Source organism: uncultured Holdemanella sp. (assembly GCF_934772795.1).
GTDB lineage: Bacteria > Bacillota_I > Bacilli_A > Erysipelotrichales > Erysipelotrichaceae > Holdemanella.
The window spans coordinates 1-17,990 of the sequence record NZ_CAKVMR010000006.1 but is presented as its reverse complement, the minus strand read 5'-3'; the positions used below and the strand labels follow the sequence as shown (position 1 = coordinate 17,990).

The 17,990-nt window shown below is 29.1% G+C and carries 19 protein-coding genes and 1 tRNA gene; 11 read left to right on the top strand and 9 right to left on the bottom strand.

Features of this window, described 5'->3' with window-relative positions:
- Positions 1–138: 138 nt before the first annotated feature.
- The 6 genes from Q0F04_RS02435 to Q0F04_RS02410 all read right to left on the bottom strand — a co-directional run bounded on the left by Q0F04_RS02435 (position 139) and on the right by Q0F04_RS02410 (position 4,851).
- Positions 139–215 (bottom strand) — tRNA-Arg (locus Q0F04_RS02435).
- A gap of 272 nt (positions 216–487) precedes the next feature.
- Positions 488–1,846, bottom strand: a complete 1,359-nt coding sequence (locus Q0F04_RS02430; RefSeq protein ID WP_295749756.1) for a site-specific integrase — start codon at positions 1,844–1,846, stop codon at positions 488–490.
- Positions 1,847–1,851: 5 nt separating this feature from the next.
- Positions 1,852–3,171 carry a hypothetical protein gene (locus tag Q0F04_RS02425; RefSeq protein WP_295749753.1) on the bottom strand — a complete coding sequence of 440 codons (1,320 nt, stop codon included), beginning with the start codon at positions 3,169–3,171 and terminating at the stop codon, positions 1,852–1,854.
- A 12-nt stretch (positions 3,172–3,183) separates the two neighbouring features.
- On the bottom strand, positions 3,184–3,366 hold the full coding sequence (locus Q0F04_RS02420) for a helix-turn-helix domain-containing protein (RefSeq protein WP_295749750.1): 183 nt from the start codon (positions 3,364–3,366) through the stop codon (positions 3,184–3,186).
- Positions 3,367–3,475: 109 nt separating this feature from the next.
- A complete protein-coding gene (locus tag Q0F04_RS02415; RefSeq protein WP_295749747.1) occupies positions 3,476–3,838 on the bottom strand; it encodes a type II toxin-antitoxin system PemK/MazF family toxin in 363 nt (120 codons plus the stop codon).
- Positions 3,839–4,401: 563 nt separating this feature from the next.
- Complete coding sequence (locus Q0F04_RS02410) at positions 4,402–4,851, bottom strand: hypothetical protein (RefSeq protein WP_295749744.1); 450 nt, start codon at positions 4,849–4,851, stop codon at positions 4,402–4,404.
- A 321-nt stretch (positions 4,852–5,172) separates the two neighbouring features.
- Between Q0F04_RS02410 and Q0F04_RS02405 the strand changes: the two genes are divergently transcribed.
- The 8 genes from Q0F04_RS02405 (at position 5,173) to Q0F04_RS02370 (ending at position 13,040) form a co-directional block, all read left to right on the top strand.
- A complete protein-coding gene (locus Q0F04_RS02405) occupies positions 5,173–6,588 on the top strand; it encodes a radical SAM protein (protein ID WP_295749741.1) in 1,416 nt (471 codons plus the stop codon).
- Positions 6,578–7,597, top strand: a complete 1,020-nt coding sequence (locus Q0F04_RS02400) for a hypothetical protein (protein WP_295749738.1) — start codon at positions 6,578–6,580, stop codon at positions 7,595–7,597. Before Q0F04_RS02405 ends, Q0F04_RS02400 begins: the two co-directional genes overlap by 11 nt.
- A complete protein-coding gene (locus tag Q0F04_RS02395; RefSeq protein ID WP_295749735.1) occupies positions 7,587–7,868 on the top strand; it encodes a hypothetical protein in 282 nt (93 codons plus the stop codon). Before Q0F04_RS02400 ends, Q0F04_RS02395 begins: the two co-directional genes overlap by 11 nt.
- Positions 7,852–8,727 carry an ABC transporter ATP-binding protein gene (locus tag Q0F04_RS02390; RefSeq protein WP_050755978.1) on the top strand — a complete coding sequence of 292 codons (876 nt, stop codon included), beginning with the start codon at positions 7,852–7,854 and terminating at the stop codon, positions 8,725–8,727. The genes Q0F04_RS02395 and Q0F04_RS02390 overlap by 17 nt, the downstream gene beginning before the upstream one ends.
- Complete coding sequence (locus Q0F04_RS02385) at positions 8,724–9,797, top strand: hypothetical protein (RefSeq protein WP_295749730.1); 1,074 nt, start codon at positions 8,724–8,726, stop codon at positions 9,795–9,797. Before Q0F04_RS02390 ends, Q0F04_RS02385 begins: the two co-directional genes overlap by 4 nt.
- On the top strand, positions 9,798–11,081 hold the full coding sequence (locus Q0F04_RS02380) for a hypothetical protein (protein ID WP_295749727.1): 1,284 nt from the start codon (positions 9,798–9,800) through the stop codon (positions 11,079–11,081).
- Between the two features lie 32 nt (positions 11,082–11,113).
- On the top strand, positions 11,114–11,299 hold the full coding sequence (locus tag Q0F04_RS02375) for a hypothetical protein (RefSeq protein WP_295749724.1): 186 nt from the start codon (positions 11,114–11,116) through the stop codon (positions 11,297–11,299).
- Between the two features lie 70 nt (positions 11,300–11,369).
- A complete protein-coding gene (locus tag Q0F04_RS02370; RefSeq protein ID WP_295749721.1) occupies positions 11,370–13,040 on the top strand; it encodes an ABC transporter ATP-binding protein in 1,671 nt (556 codons plus the stop codon).
- Positions 13,041–13,428: 388 nt separating this feature from the next.
- Here the strand turns inward: Q0F04_RS02370 and Q0F04_RS02365 are convergent, their stop codons facing one another.
- The 3 genes from Q0F04_RS02365 to Q0F04_RS02355 all read right to left on the bottom strand — a co-directional run bounded on the left by Q0F04_RS02365 (position 13,429) and on the right by Q0F04_RS02355 (position 15,547).
- Positions 13,429–13,986: a DUF3267 domain-containing protein gene (locus Q0F04_RS02365; protein ID WP_295749718.1), complete on the bottom strand. Its 558-nt coding sequence runs from the start codon at positions 13,984–13,986 to the stop codon at positions 13,429–13,431.
- A gap of 752 nt (positions 13,987–14,738) precedes the next feature.
- Positions 14,739–14,954, bottom strand: coding sequence for a hypothetical protein (locus Q0F04_RS02360; RefSeq protein WP_256268727.1), 216 nt, complete (start codon positions 14,952–14,954; stop codon positions 14,739–14,741).
- A gap of 32 nt (positions 14,955–14,986) precedes the next feature.
- A complete protein-coding gene (locus tag Q0F04_RS02355; protein ID WP_256268728.1) occupies positions 14,987–15,547 on the bottom strand; it encodes a hypothetical protein in 561 nt (186 codons plus the stop codon).
- Between the two features lie 702 nt (positions 15,548–16,249).
- Here Q0F04_RS02355 and Q0F04_RS02350 point away from each other — a divergent pair.
- The 3 genes from Q0F04_RS02350 to Q0F04_RS02340 are packed head-to-tail and all read left to right on the top strand — an operon-like array spanning position 16,250 to position 17,938.
- A complete protein-coding gene (locus Q0F04_RS02350; RefSeq protein WP_256268729.1) occupies positions 16,250–16,615 on the top strand; it encodes a BlaI/MecI/CopY family transcriptional regulator in 366 nt (121 codons plus the stop codon).
- Positions 16,615–17,712, top strand: a complete 1,098-nt coding sequence (locus Q0F04_RS02345) for a M56 family metallopeptidase (RefSeq protein ID WP_295749712.1) — start codon at positions 16,615–16,617, stop codon at positions 17,710–17,712. The genes Q0F04_RS02350 and Q0F04_RS02345 overlap by 1 nt, the downstream gene beginning before the upstream one ends.
- Positions 17,713–17,719: 7 nt before the next feature.
- Positions 17,720–17,938, top strand: coding sequence for a hypothetical protein (locus Q0F04_RS02340; protein WP_117924904.1), 219 nt, complete (start codon positions 17,720–17,722; stop codon positions 17,936–17,938).
- Positions 17,939–17,990: the final 52 nt, after the last annotated feature.

Sequence of the window (17,990 nt, the reverse complement as noted above, 5' to 3'; positions counted from 1 at the left end):
TGAAACAGGTCATCCGAACGAATCTGATACAGAGAAATTTTAATCATTTTTACCATCTGAGCTGAAAATTCTGAATGCTATAAAAGGTCATTACAAAAAAATAAAAAAGCGGAAAAACCGCTTAAATAAAGGCTAAAATGGTATTCCGGATGGGATTCGGACCCACGACCTTCCGCTTAGGAGGCGGATGCTCTATCCAGCTGAGCTACCGAAATATATAAAAGATAATACCACAAGTTTTTGCCTCTTGCTTAGGAAACTGGCCTCCTGCTTAGGAGACCACTCATCACAATTTTATTTAATCTTGAAATTTATATATAATTTCGTTATATGCTTTATTTATCGGCTTTTTTGTGTTTCCTAATTTTGACCGCTCAATAAAATATACGGAATTTTTCATCTGATTTCGTTTTTTTTGCATAGTCAATATTAGCTGGCTATTAGCTAGAAGGCCATTTTATTAAAAAAGTCCCTTGATAGGGACATCTTATTTTAATGCATCTAATAGTTTATCCAGTAGATCTGGATTGTCTTTTAAAGAAGCAACCAGCTTATCCACATCAATACTATCTTTCTTCCTTTTGGCATTGTCTTCATCATTGTTCTGATAAAATGACTCATCAAACTTTTGAGCATTTATTTTACGATCTTCATCTAAAATATGACTATACAAATCTGTGACCATATCTGCCTGAGCATGACCGGTATCTCCTTGTGTTGCTTTTATATCACCATGATTTAATTTTAATTTATATGTTGTACTTGAATGACGAAGCGAATGAAATACCACCGGTGGAAGTCCAGCTTTTTCTGAAAGCTTAGCTAATCCTTTACGAATGATATTATGCTCTACTGGTCTACCATCTTCAAAACATAAAACCATATCATAATCATGATATTCATCTTGAAAGAATTCTTTGTATTCATTTTGTTGTTCTTTCCATTCACGTAAAAATTGTACCAATGTATTAGGTAGCCATATAGTACGAATACTTGATTGTGTTTTAGGTTTTCGTAACACCAATACTGTTGTATTGCTTTCATTATCAGTAGCTGATGGAAATGTATACAAAATATCTTGAACATTCAGTTCATCAATTCCCTTTTTAGATAATCTTTGTAATTGCTGTTCTACAACAATATGAGCATTATCATTTTCAATATCTTCATCGCTTATGAATACATTTTTCCATTGTAATCCTAAAACTTCACCAATACGTAATGAACACGCAAACGATAGTTGAATTGCCAATGAAATTTTTGGATCTTCACAAACTTCTAGTGCTCTAGAAATCATTTCTGAAGTCCAAATTTCTTTTTTGGCATATTCATGTTTTGGAGGTGTAACTTTTTTAAAAGGATTGGACGCAATTAATTCCCACTTTTCAGCACACCCAAAGGCACAGCTCAATAACTTATGAACCGATTTTAATATATAAGAAGTTACTTTCCCATCTGTGTTTGATCTCATAGGTCGAATAACTCTTTGTTCTTTTAAATCCCTATAATATTTTTCAATCACAATTGGCTTAATATCTTGCAGCTTCTTTTTACCTATATATGGAAGAATATAATATTTAATTGTAGAACGATTTCTTGTTAATGTAGAAACACTCCAGTTTTGATAGCCATAAAGTTCAATAAATGTATCTAAAAATGATTCAACAGTATCTGTATTAGGTGGGATAAAAGACCCCTTAGCCTTTTCAGCTTCAACTATTGACTTTCTAGCTTTAGCTTCAGAAATTGAATCAAATGTTTCCCATTTTTGTCTCTTTTTTCCTTTTGCATCTACATAATAATAAATTACACAATATTTACCATTACGCTTATTAATTGTTGCCATTCATATCATCTCTTTTCTAATAATTTGTTTAATAACTCTCTTTTTAAAGATGGATCTGATTTTAATTTATCCACCAATGCATCAAAATCAGAATGTTCTTCTTTTGGGAGTAAACCGGATGTTTTCTCTTTAAAAGATTGATTCCATTTTTCTTTACATTCCATCACCTGTCTGCAATTTAAAAAATCACGAACCCCATCAATATTAGGCTTTTTACATCTTAAAGGTTGCCTCAAACTTGAATAATACACATCACTATACAAAACCTCATTTCTACCCTTTTGTCTGCCAAATGACATCAGTTTTACTAATGTCAATTCTGGAAAACCCAATTTACTAATAAGTTCTTTGAAATGTTTATTTACGACTCTATCATCATAAGGAAGATCATCCTTCAAACTGAAAATAGTAGAATCATCACAACGATTTTGTGCATATCTATTTCGCCATTCCATCAACAATTCAATGACCTGGCTATGTAAATACACTTTCTTTTCTTGTTTATTCTTTAGAAGTACTACAACTGTATTTGTATTTTGAAATCCTTTCTTCTTATAAGTTTGAATAATTGAAGATGGATCCATTTCCAAAACAATATTCTTATTCAATCGTCTAATTCTTTTATTCGATACGATATACCCTTCTTCTAAATGATCCAAATTACTCCAGGTAATAGCTCTCACTTCACTTAAAGAAAGACCTGAATCAAAACATAAATGCAATAAAATAAACAACTTTTCATTTGTACAATTAGAAATCAATCTAGTCCAATAAGACAAGTTCCAACTTGGCGACTCTTGATTCTTGGCACTTACTTTTGGCCTATATTCTGTAAAATAATTTAATTTTATTAAATTATGATCAACCAAATAGTCACTGGCCTGGCATAATAAATTTAAGCAGCCTCTTACAGCAGATGCACAAATAATATCATTTGATATTTGATTTCTAAGAGGTACACCTGGCAATAATTGAAGATCATGCATAATTTGTTTTGATGTTTTAGCATTAAGCTCTTTAACCTTTTTATCTCCTACAACTTTACTTAAATAATTGTTGATCAAAGATTGTTTATTCTCATATATTGAAATCGAATAATCATTAAATATAATCACACTTACGTATTGATTCAAATAATCAATAAAGAGTGTATTCTTATTTACAATAATCTTATTTCTTTTTCCACCATCTATTTGTTCTTTACGCTTCAATGCCTGATCTCGATTGTAGAATGTTTCATATCTTTTCTCTATATCCCCATTCTCATTTTGAATTGTATAAATTACATTGTATGCCTTACGTCTTTTAGTAATTACTACGGCCATTTTAAGTCCTCCCTATTCATCGCTATAAAACCATTTGTCAAAGGATTCCTTGTTAATGCGAATTGATTTACCAATCTTTATACTCTTAAATATACTTTCTTTTACTAAAGAATAAGCAGCTCCTTTACTTACACCTAATATCTTTGCAATTTCAGCTACTGTATAGGTTTTCTTTTCACATAACACAGGTTTCATCTTTTTTCCTCCTCACTATAAACTTTCAAAAAGCACAATTCCCAGCTACAAAAAAGGAAGCAGTGTTTCATTACTGCTTCCACAGGAAAAGAGTCCATAACCAGAAGAATCATTTCTTCGGGTTATGTAAACGTAAATCTAAACTAATTTTTATTTTCTTATCAATAATAGCCATTTGCCTTTTATTTAACGTTGCTATCTTTTTAAATAATCTCGACTTATCAATCACTCGAATTTGTTCACACATCACCATAGATCTGTACTTCAATCCTAGTCCATCTGGCAAAATACAATGTGTTGGAAGATGATGTTTTGTATAAATCTTAGAAGAAAGACACGCAACAATCGTAGTTGGACTATATTTATTTCCACGATTATTTTGAATAATTAATACCGGCCTAACTTTTCCTTGTTCTGATCCTGAGGCATCACTCAGATCTGCTAAATAGATTTCTCCTTTTTTCACTTTCATTTCTATCCACTCCTATAAAATATGTAAAACCAGGACATCTCCTGGTTGATAATTAATATTAAAATATTCATCGCGTCTTCTATTTATCACCTGATTACCCGAAAACAAAGGAATCCTATTAGACAAGATAGTTGCTAATTATCTTTCATTGGAATCTCACCAACCCATATTACGCTTGGGCCTGTCGCTAGAAGTATCATTATCTTATATATTGTCATGGCACAATTAGCAATATTGTTTGTCATCTAAAGTATCGTCGCTCGAATTGCTTCATCATCGCGCAGTAGTGACCCAGCTCGAATATATAAGTGTTGTATCTAATAGTTGTTATGCTATTTTCAAAGACCTCTTTAAGAAGATACGAGTATCCCCTTCACTAGTGAGCCGATGAAAACGGCTCAAAATTGCAGCTTTATAAAAAAAAAGTATATTTTTTTCTAAAACGAATAGTTTCAACATGAGTTTTCAATGAATAAGTCACTAATTTAATGCTTACAGTTACTAAAACCACTAAATCTGAGTATTAAAAAGCATGCAGAATCGGCTTCGATTCTGCAATTCAATTATTTATTTGTTTTCCTTATTTTATACGTGTAATCTAGTTTTGCTAGTCTTCTACAAATCGTCCACTCTGGAATTCCTGTGATTTTAGATACTTCTTTTGCACAATATCCACGATACATTAAAAAAATAATCAGCTGCATCTCAAAGCCAAATTCTTCTAATAATTCTGCAAAAGTAATACTTGTTATGGAATTCAAGAAATCTCCGACAGTTCTGGGATCGTTTAATTCAGATAAATTTGGCTGAACAACTTTTGATATTTTTTGTTCACTATCATAATCCACTTTTTCAAAAAATCTTCGATCGGAGTTAAATTGCATTCTATCAAAATCTCTCATTAAAAGAATTTTATCCATTGGCATTCCGTTCTTTTTCATAAACCTTTCATCTTTCTCCTTCCATTTCTTATACGCATTTTCAGCGCGACGGTGATTATAGGGTTTAGCCATTATTATTCCTCCTTTTCATAGCTAAGCTTCGAAGGGATATCCCTTCATAATCGAGCCGACGAAAACCGCAAAAAATTGCACAATCGAAGAAATTTTTTAAAAAAATTTTGATTAGAAGAGTATCCCTTCTTCTAATTTGCCAAAGAATATAAAAAAACAGATCCACTGTCTGAAACAAAGATCTGTACCAATAAATTTTATTTTATAAATAATTCGGATAAAAAATAAAAATATAATATTACCAAAATAAATATTGAAAAATGAACAAGTAAATGATATATAATATGTAAGTGGTTTCAGAAAATAAGGAGGTGCTTACATATGTTCTATCATTTATTTCAGAACAGAGATAAAAAATATATTTACGATGTTAATAGTAATTTGGTTTCTTATATATCGGATGAACTGTTCACAGATTTGCAAAAACAACATTCGTGTAACGAGCTATGTGAAAAAGAATACGAAATATTATTAGAAAAAGGATTTTTTAAAGATTATCAATTTAAACAACTCTATAATCCTCTTTCAAAGCGAATCGAATATTTAAATGATAGAAATTTATCTTTCTTTATTTTTCAGGTGACTCAAGGTTGTAATTTACGTTGTGCATACTGTCCTTATTCTCAATCTAATGAAAAGATAAGGCATCATAAGAACGTAAATATGACTTGGGAAGTTGCTAAAAAAGGTTTAGATTTTTATTTTCAACATTCAGTAGATTCTGATTTTATTGGAATTGGTTTCTATGGAGGAGAACCATTACTTAATTTTGAATTGGTAAATCGTATTGTAGATTATTCAAATAGATTATTTGAGGGTAAAGATATTCATTACTCAATAACAACAAATGGCACTTTGTTAACAGATGAAATCATTTCTTTTATGGAAAAAAACAATTTTCAATTGTTAATAAGTTTAGATGGTGATAAAGATTCCACGGATAAAAATAGACATTTTGCAGGGAATGATTTGAGTGTTTTTGATGTAGTTTTGAAAAAGATTAAAATGATTCAAGAAAAACATAAATTACTATTCAAAAAAATGACAATAAATATGGTGTTGGATCCATCTTTAAACATGGAAGTCTATGAAAAACTATTGGATAAATATCCTTTTTTAGAGAATACAAATCTATATACTGTAAAAATTGATGATTCTTATTCGGACAAGAAAAATATAATAAGTAATGATTTTATAAATTCATACAATTACAAGATATTTCTGTGCTTGTTAGAAACAATTGATAATTTTCATTTTGAAAAAGAAACCAAATTATTTGAGTCACAAAAAAAGTTATTAAAAGATGAATTTAATAATGGAACTAGAAATAAAGTTGCAGAATATATTGAAAAGGATTTTATTACTTCAGGAATGTGTTTACCAGGTATGACAAAAACATTTGTTTCTGTAAATGGTGATTTTTATCCTTGTGAAAGAGTTAATGAAAAATTAAAAGATATGATTATTGGAAATGTGAAAGATGGATATAATTTAAAGAATATTAACAATTTAATGCATTTTAATAGAAAATTTGGGAACAGATGCATAAATTGTTTTGCTGTTCGTGAGTGTAATTTATGTCCAGAACAGTTTGGTGTAAGTGGTCTAGAAGAGAATGAAGAAAGCTTACAAGTATGCAGAGTGCAACGAGAAAATTTCGTTCAGGCATTAAAAGATAGAATGTCATATAATGAAATACTTTCGTTAATCGATGGAGGAAAGATATATGGCAATTAAAACTACATTGTTTTTCCCTTTTAATGATTATTCATTTTCACTAATTGATTATGTAAAAAAGATAAATGGTGATTTTGTTGTTGCAAGTTGTAAAGGTACTGGACTTATTGGAAGAGACGTTGCTTATTCGGTTAATATGCCAGATATAGGAGTAAATGTGCTAGATATTGCAGATGTTAGTTGGAATCAAATTACAGATTTTGTAATTCTTAATCCTGGTGATAATTTGGCTTTGTATAAGCAAATAAAAAAAGTATACATTTTAGCAAAGGAGAATAAGATAACTATTCACGATTTAACTGGTTATTTTGATACTAAAATAAAGCAAAAAAAAGATAATGAATCTTTTAGTCCTCGTCCAATTAGTCCAATTGAAAAACCAATTATTTATATTTCAGGAATATTTGACTCTATACATAACAGTTTGATTAGTTTGAATTTAAAATTTTATTTAAAAGAAGCAGGATATAATTCAAAAATAATGACTTATAATAAAAATTTAAAATATTCTAATGATATTATTTTTGATTCATCTTTTTTGGAAAAACCAGAAAAACTTTATTTTACCCAATATAAATTATATGAGCAAATTAAAAGATTGGATGACGATATGAATGTTGATTTAATTATTGTTCAAGTACCCGGTGGTTTTTCGCAACTCAATAATTATGTATTTAATGATTTTGGAATTTATTTCTCTTTTCTTAATAATTTAATTCGACCTGATTATTTAATAGTGTCTTTACCTTATGATTTTATTGATAGAGATATGGTAAAAGAAATTGAAGATGTTTCTGAGTCAAAATATAATAAGAAAATTGATGCTTTTGTAGTTAATAATGGTTATTGGCGATTTGGAGAAGGAACGACTTTATCTAGTCAACCTAAAGATACATATCTTCCGTTTAGTCTTTTAGATTCAATTAAAGAAAACGATATGTATACAATAAATTATTCGGAACTGGTAGATAGTATTATTAATATTTTAGGAGAATATGATGATAGATAGTTTACAAATATATGGTAAAGTTAAAGGCCTTATTAAAACATATTATGGAATTGAAGAAAATATTATTGATAACAATTATAAAGTATCATTATTTTTAAAACCGTTTGAATTTAGCCCTATAGAGTTGGTAAAGTTATATATTTTGATTAAGCAATCATTTAATATGGACTTTATTGAAGAGGATTTTCTAAATTATAATTTTTTGAGTATTGATTCTATCGTTGTTATGATAAAAAGAAAGTTGGATGAGAAAGATGAAAAATGTAGTTGAGGTGAAAAATGTAGTTAAGAGTTTCAAAGATAAAATTGTATTAAATCATGTTTCTTTTAGTATGAAACCTGGTGAAATAGTTGGCTTTGTTGGACAAAATGGTGCAGGGAAAAGCACATTAATGAAATGTATGTGTAATTTGATAAATATGGACGAAGGAACTATTTCTATTTGCGAAGAAGATGTAGTTAAACAAAGGGAAAAAGCATTATCATATGTTTCGTGTATGATTGAAGGTCCTGGATTATTTGAAAATATGACAGGTAAAGAAAATTTGGAATTAATGGCCACTTTAAATCATGCTTCAAAAGAAAAGCTACATGAAATGATGGAGTTTACTCAGATTGGTTCTCAGCTGAAAACTAAGGCAGTATCCCAATATTCCATGGGCATGAAACAAAGAACAGGTTTAGCTGTGGCTTTAATGAAAGAACCTAAAGTATTGTTACTAGATGAACCAATGAATGGATTGGATGCTACGGGGATTCAAGGCTTACGTGAAGAATTGATACGCTTGGCCAAGGAAAAGAATGTAGCTTTACTAATTTCAAGTCATCAGTTAGGTGAAATTGAAAAGATGGCAGATCGAATTATAGGTATCCATTTTGGGAAAATCAAAGAGATTTCCATGGAAGAAAAAGAAAATGTATATGTATTAGAAACGGATAGAAAAATACCAGATCAATCAGACTTGCAAATCATAGAACAAACAGGAAACACCTATAAATTAGAAGTAAATTCTGTTATGGAAGTACTTTCAAATCTAGAAAAGCAAGGGGTTCAAGTGAAGAATATTACTCAAATACACAAAACATTAGAAGATGTATACAACGAGTTTATTCAAGAGGCATCATTATGATGTACGAACTTAAAAAGTTTATCTTTAATAAACGAAATGTCGGTGTATTTGGATTTCTAGTATTCTTTCTCGTTTGTTTTATAGGTTACAACGTTTATATGGATAAACACTATAATGAATCTCAAATCAAAATCTACCAAAAGGCCTATCGAATTTCTGAAAACAGAATGGATGAAGCAGGAAGTGAAGAAGAGTCTGAATTTTGGAAAAAGGTTTATCGTAATGCGAGTGGTCTGATTCACTTTTACTACAACAGTGAAAATAAAACAGATGAATTTATAGAATCAAAATTGAGTTGGAACCACTTGATGCTGCAGGCAAATAATGAGGGGTATATTATCAATGATTTTGAGAAAAGAGATGTTCAAACTTTGCAGAATGAAACAAAGCAGTTGAAATATCTAAAGAAGAATCATATTGAAATGTTGAATAGTCCATATGAACCTAATACTTTTAATATATTCAATGAACTGTTTAATCAAAAACTGTATTTAGTTGTCATGTTGATCCTATGCATATTATTATGCGATATATTCGGTTTGGAAATGGAAAGTGGGTTTTATAAAAACTTATATGTTTCAAGAATTTCAAAGCAAAAATTACTGTTGAATAAGATAAAGTTTTCATTGTTTGCAGCGGCTTTTTTGATAATAGTGATGCTTTTGATTATCGTTCTTTCTGGATTGATTTTTGGAATTGGAAATTGTGATTATCCATACTTTTACTTTAATCAGATGTATACAGTGAAAGAAATTGTTGCGAAAAGTATTATTCTATTAGTTGTAGAAAGTATATTTGTGGTAGGTATATCTGCATTGTTATTTACATTTAGTTTAAATAATGGATTTATTGTAGCTGTAAATCTAATTCTATATGCACTTTTCTTTGTCTTAGGAAATGTAACAGGCTATTCTAGATTCTTTGTGTATATTCCATTTTTACATATTGATTTTGTGAACATGATTATTTATAAGCAGGTTGTCCTAGCTGCTATTATAAGCTTGATGTATTTTCTGTCTTGTAGTTTGATTTCATTACAATGTTTCAGAAAAAGAGAGTTGGTGAGATAAATGTGGACTTATGTGCTTTTCAATATCAAATCTAATTTAAAGAGAAAAGAAAATCTGATTCTAATCGTACTATTCATCATTTGTGAGATTGCTTTGTTGTTTATTTTGAATACAAAATCATTTACGGAAAGTCCATATCAAACATCACTAGGCATTAGTATAGCAAGTGTTTCACAAAAGAATGATCCCAAACTTTACCAAGAATTCATGGATGAAGTAAATTTGATACGTCAGACCATTGATAAGGGTGAGCAGGATGGAAAAGAAAAAAATTGGAAGTCATATTGTGAATATAAAGTAAAGGTGGGTGTGTTGGAAGCACAGTGGTATATGGTGACTTCAAACATGCCTAATGATTCCTATTTTGAACATGCAGATGTTCTAGAAGAATTAAGGAAGGAATATGGATTACCTGATTTGTCGCAATACGAGAAATTAATTGTACAAAAATCAAATGATATTAATTTATATTTTTGTTCTATGCAGCAGGCTCGTTACTTTGACTACTTGTTAAAACATGATCTTACTCCAATAACATATTCATATGTGGATGCATCCAGTGTTTCATTACAGATAGCTCGATATATATTGCCTGTAGTTTTACCTTTGCTGGTTGGACTTCTATTGTTTCAACAAAGAGAAAGACGAGCAAAGACAGAAAAAACAATTCTAACTATTTCTGGAGTAAAGAAAAAATATGTGAGATGGAATTTGATTTCTGACGTGCTTTTTGTTCTATTGGTTGTTTTCCTGCCTGTTTTAGTTTATATGATAGTTCTTGTACCTTTTAAAGGTGTATCGAATCTGATCTATCCGGTTTTATATTATAAGCCAGGATTTACTGGTTTTCATTATTGGGATACACAAGGATTGGATCATATTGAGCTTGTGGCAAGTGGACTAACGAATATGAGTGTCAATCAGTTTACAACGCCAGGAATGGAATTGATGCCATTGTGGCAATGTACACTATTTGTAGCATTTGGAATTGTGATGTCCACAACATTTTATGTCCTACTCATAACTGTATTATCTAAACTTATGAAAAACAAATACTTATCTTTGCTTGTATTTTTAGTTGTCTTGGGTCTTTGTTCTTTTGCATCGCCATTAGGAAACATGCAGAAGATCAATACATTCAATCCAATGTCATACAGAGATTTTGGAATGAACCTATTAGGTACTAGTTATTTTGGATATTTTGCGGGAGTTGTAATTATTGGACTATATAGTGTGATTTTGTATTTAGTTTTGAAGTGGTGTGCTAAGAAAGTGCACGCTTGACATATCATGGAAAATAGAAAGGAGACAGCAAGATGATCAAGTTAAAGAAAACTGTAATCGGAAAAAGTACATTGTCTAGTGTTCAACCTAGAGCTTGCGCATGCCGAAACGTTTGCACAGGTGATGCAACTACAAGACCTGGTCAATGGATTAGAAAAGATCAAAATGATTATATGCGTAATACAGCTAGTGCTGCTGGTGCAGTAACACCAAGATAACATTAAGTTATAAGCAGTTATTCACGGTGAATAACTGCTTACTTGATTGGATAGAATGGATGGAATATATATGAAAAAAATAAAAGTCTTTTACAAAAATGTATTTTATGCAATCAAGTATATATATAAAATAGACAAATCTTATATTTTTCTTGAATTTTTAAATGTCATTTTAACTGCTTTTTCATCAATATTTTCTGTTTATTCATTAAAAGTATTATTGGATGTTTTTCTACAAAAAAAAATAAATGTATTAACTATTATGTTGTTTATAATCTTTACAATTTCTATAATTGTTGATTATTTGCAAAATAAAATTGAAAAGCAATCGATAGAACTAAAAAAGATAATTATGTCAGAACGCACAAACTTTGATTTATATAATTCAATTTTAAATAAAAATGTTTTAATTTTCGAAGATAAGGAATATTACGATAAGATATATTTGAATATGACACAAGGTTTATCTAATATATTATCTTTACAAAATAACTTGGGTAAATTATTGACCCAAATTTTATCAATTATTGGAATTGGATCTATTGTCATACAATATGATTTTCGGATTATAGTATTAGTCCTTATCGTTGTTTTATTTAGTGTAATATTGAACTTTTACCAAGCAAAATTAGATTTCAAAAAAAATATAGATAGCATATATCCATCGCGAATATTTGATTATACTACAAGAACTGTATATCTAAAGCAATATTCAAAAGAGTTAAGAAAATTTAAAATATTTGAAGTAATTAAAGCAACGTATAAAAAGTCTGTTGATGATATATATCATATTAATGAGAAATATGCAAAAAAAAGTATTCAAGTAACCATGATGCAAGATATACTGGAATTTATTCTTCAATTTTGTACAATTATTATTTTATTCTTTAAATATATTGTCAACGAAATTTTGATAAGTGATTTTTTAGTTTTATATAATAGCACCATGGATTTATGTTTATATATAAAATCAATATTTAATATTATTCCAGATTTTTACCAAAATTCTTTATATATTTCGGAATTTAAAGAAATCATTGAATCAAAAAAATCAGAATCAGATAATGATTGTCTAAATAATTATCCTTTTTTGTTAGATTCGCTAAAGTTAGAGAACATTTCTTTTTCTTTCAAAAGCAGAAGAATTATAGATAATTTTAATTATGAATTTCAAAATAATAAGATATATTTGATACAAGGGAAAAATGGAGCAGGAAAATCTACACTATTAAACATTATATGTGGCTTGTACAAGACAGCTTGTGGTGATATTTATATAAATGGTGTAATAAAAGCTGAACAAAAATGGCTAAAAGAAAATGTAAATATAATGTTTCAAGATGGCCAACTTTATGCATTACCGTTAATTTATAATATTATTATGCGTCCAATTCAAAATAAGGATGCAGACGAGAAACTTGTATGGGATTTATTAGATAAAGTTGGAATAGCTTCAAAAATACAAAAACTTCCATTGACTATATACACCCCTATTTCTAATGAATTAGATGATTATGGTACATCATTTTCTGGAGGAGAAATGCAAAAAATATTACTTGCACGATCTTTAGCTAATACTAAATTGATTAATATCTATGATGAGGTTTCAAATGCAATGGATGTAGAGTCAAAGAAGGATGCTGTAAAATTAATTAGAAAATACAATAAAAATACAATAACTATCGTCGTATCTCATGATAATGAATGGAATGATTATGTAGATCAGATAGTTAAATTATGAGAAATCTAAAGACGGATTATAAGGATTATCAAATGAAATCATAAATAGTGTATTGCTGCGCTCTAAACAGCAGCCAAAGAATCTATATGTAAAATAGAAAAGATCCATTTGGCAATGACATTGTATCATTTCAAATTGGATCTTTTAATATGGGCTCTATTTGACGCTTACCTCTTCGTGGATTTAGTGGCTCTGAGCAATGGATTGCATGGCTCTGTCCAAATGGATTCGGTGGTTCTATTTTCATGGATTGGGTGGCTCCGCCACCATGGAATACTCAATTTAGGATTAAATAGTTTCTGTTTTTGTAATTATTAATTATATTTTTAGTAAATTCTATAAATTGATATTCCATAATCATATTCTCCTTCACACACTGAAAAAAACTTCATTTTTTTAAAATATAAATCTTATTATCTTCTTGATAAAAAAGTTCGTTATTTCTCATTTTTAACAATATAACAATAAAAAAATATATATCACTTACCGACATTGCTAAGCTTGAAAAGCCAAAAAAAATAAGAAAAGTCATAAGAATCAAATTTTTTATAATGAATGATAAAAAAATAGGAATAATTGCCAAGACAAGCGTCGGAGATATTAACATTATTAGAGTTCTACACTTGCTCATCCTCGCATCACTTTCAACAGATATTATCGGTTGTAAGTTCTTCATTTTGAATATTATTTTTTTTCTACTTTTTTTCGGATATGATAGCAAATGTATATATTCATGTATAATACTAAAAGGAAAAACAGAAATAAGCACAGCTCCAAATGCAGAAAAAAACAAGTCTATATCATTAATATAAAATCTTTTAATCTTTAAAAAAAATACCAATAGTAGCAATGTACATAACACAATGATCAACATACTAATATTTTCTGTTTTTTTGTTTATTTTAAGTATTTTAAAATTTCTATTATCACAAAACTTTTCTACCATACACATAAATCCTCTCTACTCATCTATACGAATTTGGAGCAGCGATTCGAATAGACGTGGGAATACATCCAATTAACTAGCACTGCTCTGGACTAGTAGTAAAATATGAAATAGACACTAATGATACCAAAACAGTCGTAATGATAATGTTAGAAATAGAACATCTGGGTTCTGGATTTCCATCATTACCATCAACAATTGATAATTCATTCAATTCTTCAACGCTAACTTTTCTCTTTGTATTCTATTCCATGTTTTTTTTCCTTGTTTTCATCATGAACCTATTCCCTAGTACTATTATACAATTCTATGAGTATTTAATCTATCTAAAGACATAAATTATGTCGCAATTTCGCAGATTTGTAAACGTTCACCTTTTTTCGATTACATGTGTAAAATATATCTTTAATTAGTTTATCAAAATGGAACCATTGTAAGACAAATTCATGATTATATTACTATCAATAGGTCTTCCAATAAATCTTCAAGAAAAGTTTATTAATGTTTACCTAAAATATGAAAAAATTCATCAAACAGTTTAAACATCTCTGCTCCCTAGTTAATAATCCTTTAAACACTCATAGGGTTTTCAACCCTACAATTTTTGAAGCCAACTTTTAGTCGACCCTATCTAATTGCGGATTACCCTTATTTTCTACTTAAACCAAAGTTACGAAAGAGTATCACCGCAACAAGTGATACTCTTTTATTGAGAAATTTAAATTTATACAAAAGAATCAATAATAATTGGATTAATGTGCATCAGGAAAATCATTTTTGAATTTGCCACCATAATGATTGTTCTTATAGTTTCTAATATATAGTAATAAAACCATTATCACTAAAACAATTCCACAGATGGCATACATTGTAGTTGGATTTAAATTATAGAATAAATAACAGATTACTGTCCCAACAATAATTAATAATCCAATAATCACAAGGAATGCATCCACATATTTTTTCATTTTTTACACCCTCTTTCTTATTATAAATAATATTATCGAATTTTAATGGTTGCACCACTATACCAATAACCTCCACCTACTAAACAAGAATATGGATCATTTACAGAAGAACGATAGTTAATACTATGTGTTAAGCTAGAACCACTAATATTGTGCCATTGTGAATTAATAGAAACAGTCCATAATGTAGGCACATATGTAATTGCGGCATTTAAACTAACATTTGAAATTTTCCCGTTATTATATGTATATGCACCCGTTACAGTGACTTTAGCACTTGATACACAACTACCACCTTGATCTTGAATGCGAATACTATATGACTTATTTACATTTATTCTTGATGCAGCGCGGTTTACATCAGATAAAGCAGAAATTTCAGATCCATATAATGGTTCAATCGTTGAGTTATCTTCTAGTAGAATAACTTCACCTTTGTCTGGAATAGGATACATAGTTCCTGCTTCACAGGCGCGTTGTTGAGAATGAACAGGCACATCAATTTCTTTAGCACTCAACATATTTGTGTTAAAAAATACTGACAAAACCATACTAAACACAAGAATCGATAATCGTTTAATTTTTCTATTCATAAGTAAATACACCTCCTAATTTTAACATTAAACAATTGAAATTAAACTCGTCTAAAAAATGCACGTGCGATTTTCCCACATACAGTTCCACTGCTACATTTAAACATTTTTTAATAAATATGGCTTCTTCATCACAATCCATATATCTACATGGATATATGGGTGAATGATTCTTTCCTGCCACATTTCAAAGAACCTTTCCAATTTAAAACTTTTTTGAACATTTCTACAAATCAGGCTAAATCATTTTTTCATTTCCGACTGATTTTTTAATCCACAATGTAGTAACCCTTCCATGTCTTACTATTGAAATGAGTAAACCCAGAAAATCAAATGTTTCTCTTGTGACACAACATCTTTCAAACTGGAGATTAGTGTACTTTTATGGGAAAGTTATGATTTAAAAAATCCCATTCTTTTAAATACAACTTCATACACTCTTTGTGTATCTCTTTCATATTGAAATATTATCAGGAAAATCATCAACATACTTTACCAAGTATGCTTATCCCTTTTTCAAAGATAGCGCTATCTCTAACTCAAATATAATATAAAACCCATGAAAATACAATATAAATATTCATATCTGCTATATTTTTTTATATTCGTTATATTTAATTATATTCGAATTGAAAAAATAAATATTTATTCATATAATATAAGAGAAGATATACACAAAAAAATTTAAATGGAGGAACGCACATGAAATATATACAATTTACTAAGAAGGAAAATGAGGTCATGGATATCTTATGGAAGCATGATATTGCAATGTCTGCAAACGATATTAAATTAGCTTCCAAAGATTTGAGTATCAATACGATTCAGCAAACGTTACAAAAATTATTGGAGATCAAATATATCAAAGTAGCAGGAATTGGACAGAACAAGAAGGCAATCACAAGATTATATAGACCAGTTATATCCGAAGCTCAATATGTGAATTCATTTATTGGCGAAGATACACGTGCAAAAATTTCAGCTTATTTTGTTGAACACACAAATGATTTAGAAATGATTGAACAATTAAAGAAATTGATTCAAGAAAAAGAGAAAGAGTTAAAATAATGCGATTTTCTGCATCATCTCTTTTCATTACTTTGTGCATCAGTTTTTTATTGATTCTTCTGTTAGACATATTACTTTCATACAAGAAAAGTTATAAATTATTTCGGACAGATTTTATAACAGTGTTAGTTGTTGTTGTCGTAGTAAGAATGTTTGTGCCACTTGAATTCAAATTTACTAAAACCATTATAGTGCCCACAATCATGAATCCAATCATTGTACTGTTACAATATAAGATCTATGCAAATGTGCAAGTATATCAATTCTTATTATTGGTTTGGGCATTAGGCATTATATGGAACCTGATTAAATGGATTCGCGCAATTCAAATTGCCAAAGACATGTACAAACGTATTGAAAATCATTCAGAACATTATCATATAAGCGATTTTATAGATAACTATCAAGAAGAAAATTATGTGGTGTTAAAAACAAACTATGTTTCTTCCCCGATGGTCATGGGCTTTAATAAAACTATATTGATACCAGACGTATACCTTTCACAAGAAAATTTAAAAAATATATTACTTCATGAAACATGGCACATTAAAAATCATGATGTGTGCACTAAACAAATTATCAATCTATTAGTTATCATGTATTGGTGGTTTATTCCAGTATATAGATTAAGAGATAAAATTGATTTATTTTTGGAAATGCGTGTAGACTATCAAACAACAAGTCCATTTTCTAAAGAGGAAGTAATGAAATATATGTATACACTTATAGAAATCCAAAAAAACATTCAAAGTAAAAATGAATTCAAGGGACAATCTACACATTTTATGATTCAAGATAATGCACATGTATTAGAATATCGTATAAATTATTTAATGGATGGAATGTATCGAAAAAAAACGAGCAAAATTCTAATGATCGCCGTATTAGCTCTTCCATTACTTACAAACAGCATTATTTTGGAGTCTGCATTTGAACCTCCAAACAATGAAGATATGTATGATCAATCAGATATAGATAAGGGATATATTATTAAACATAAAGATGGAACATATGAATTAGTATTTGGCAAAAAGCGAGTTGAAATATCAAATCCAAAAATTGAATGTTTTAAGGATATTCCGATTATAGAGGAGTAAATAATTTATGAAAAAAATAATGATTATGTTAGTGTTGATCGCATCTATGAATATAGTAACACCTGTTTTAGCAAATGAAACTGAAGTCACTGCAAATATTGATGTTACTATGCCATACAAAGATCAGCTAGTCTGGAAATACAAATTTATAAACGGAAAATTGTATAGAAGATTATGGAATCAAACATTGAATAAATGGGTTGGAGACCATTGGATTCCTTGTTAATAAATTTAAAATAGTCTTTTAATATCTTTGTATAAATGGGAATTGACATAAG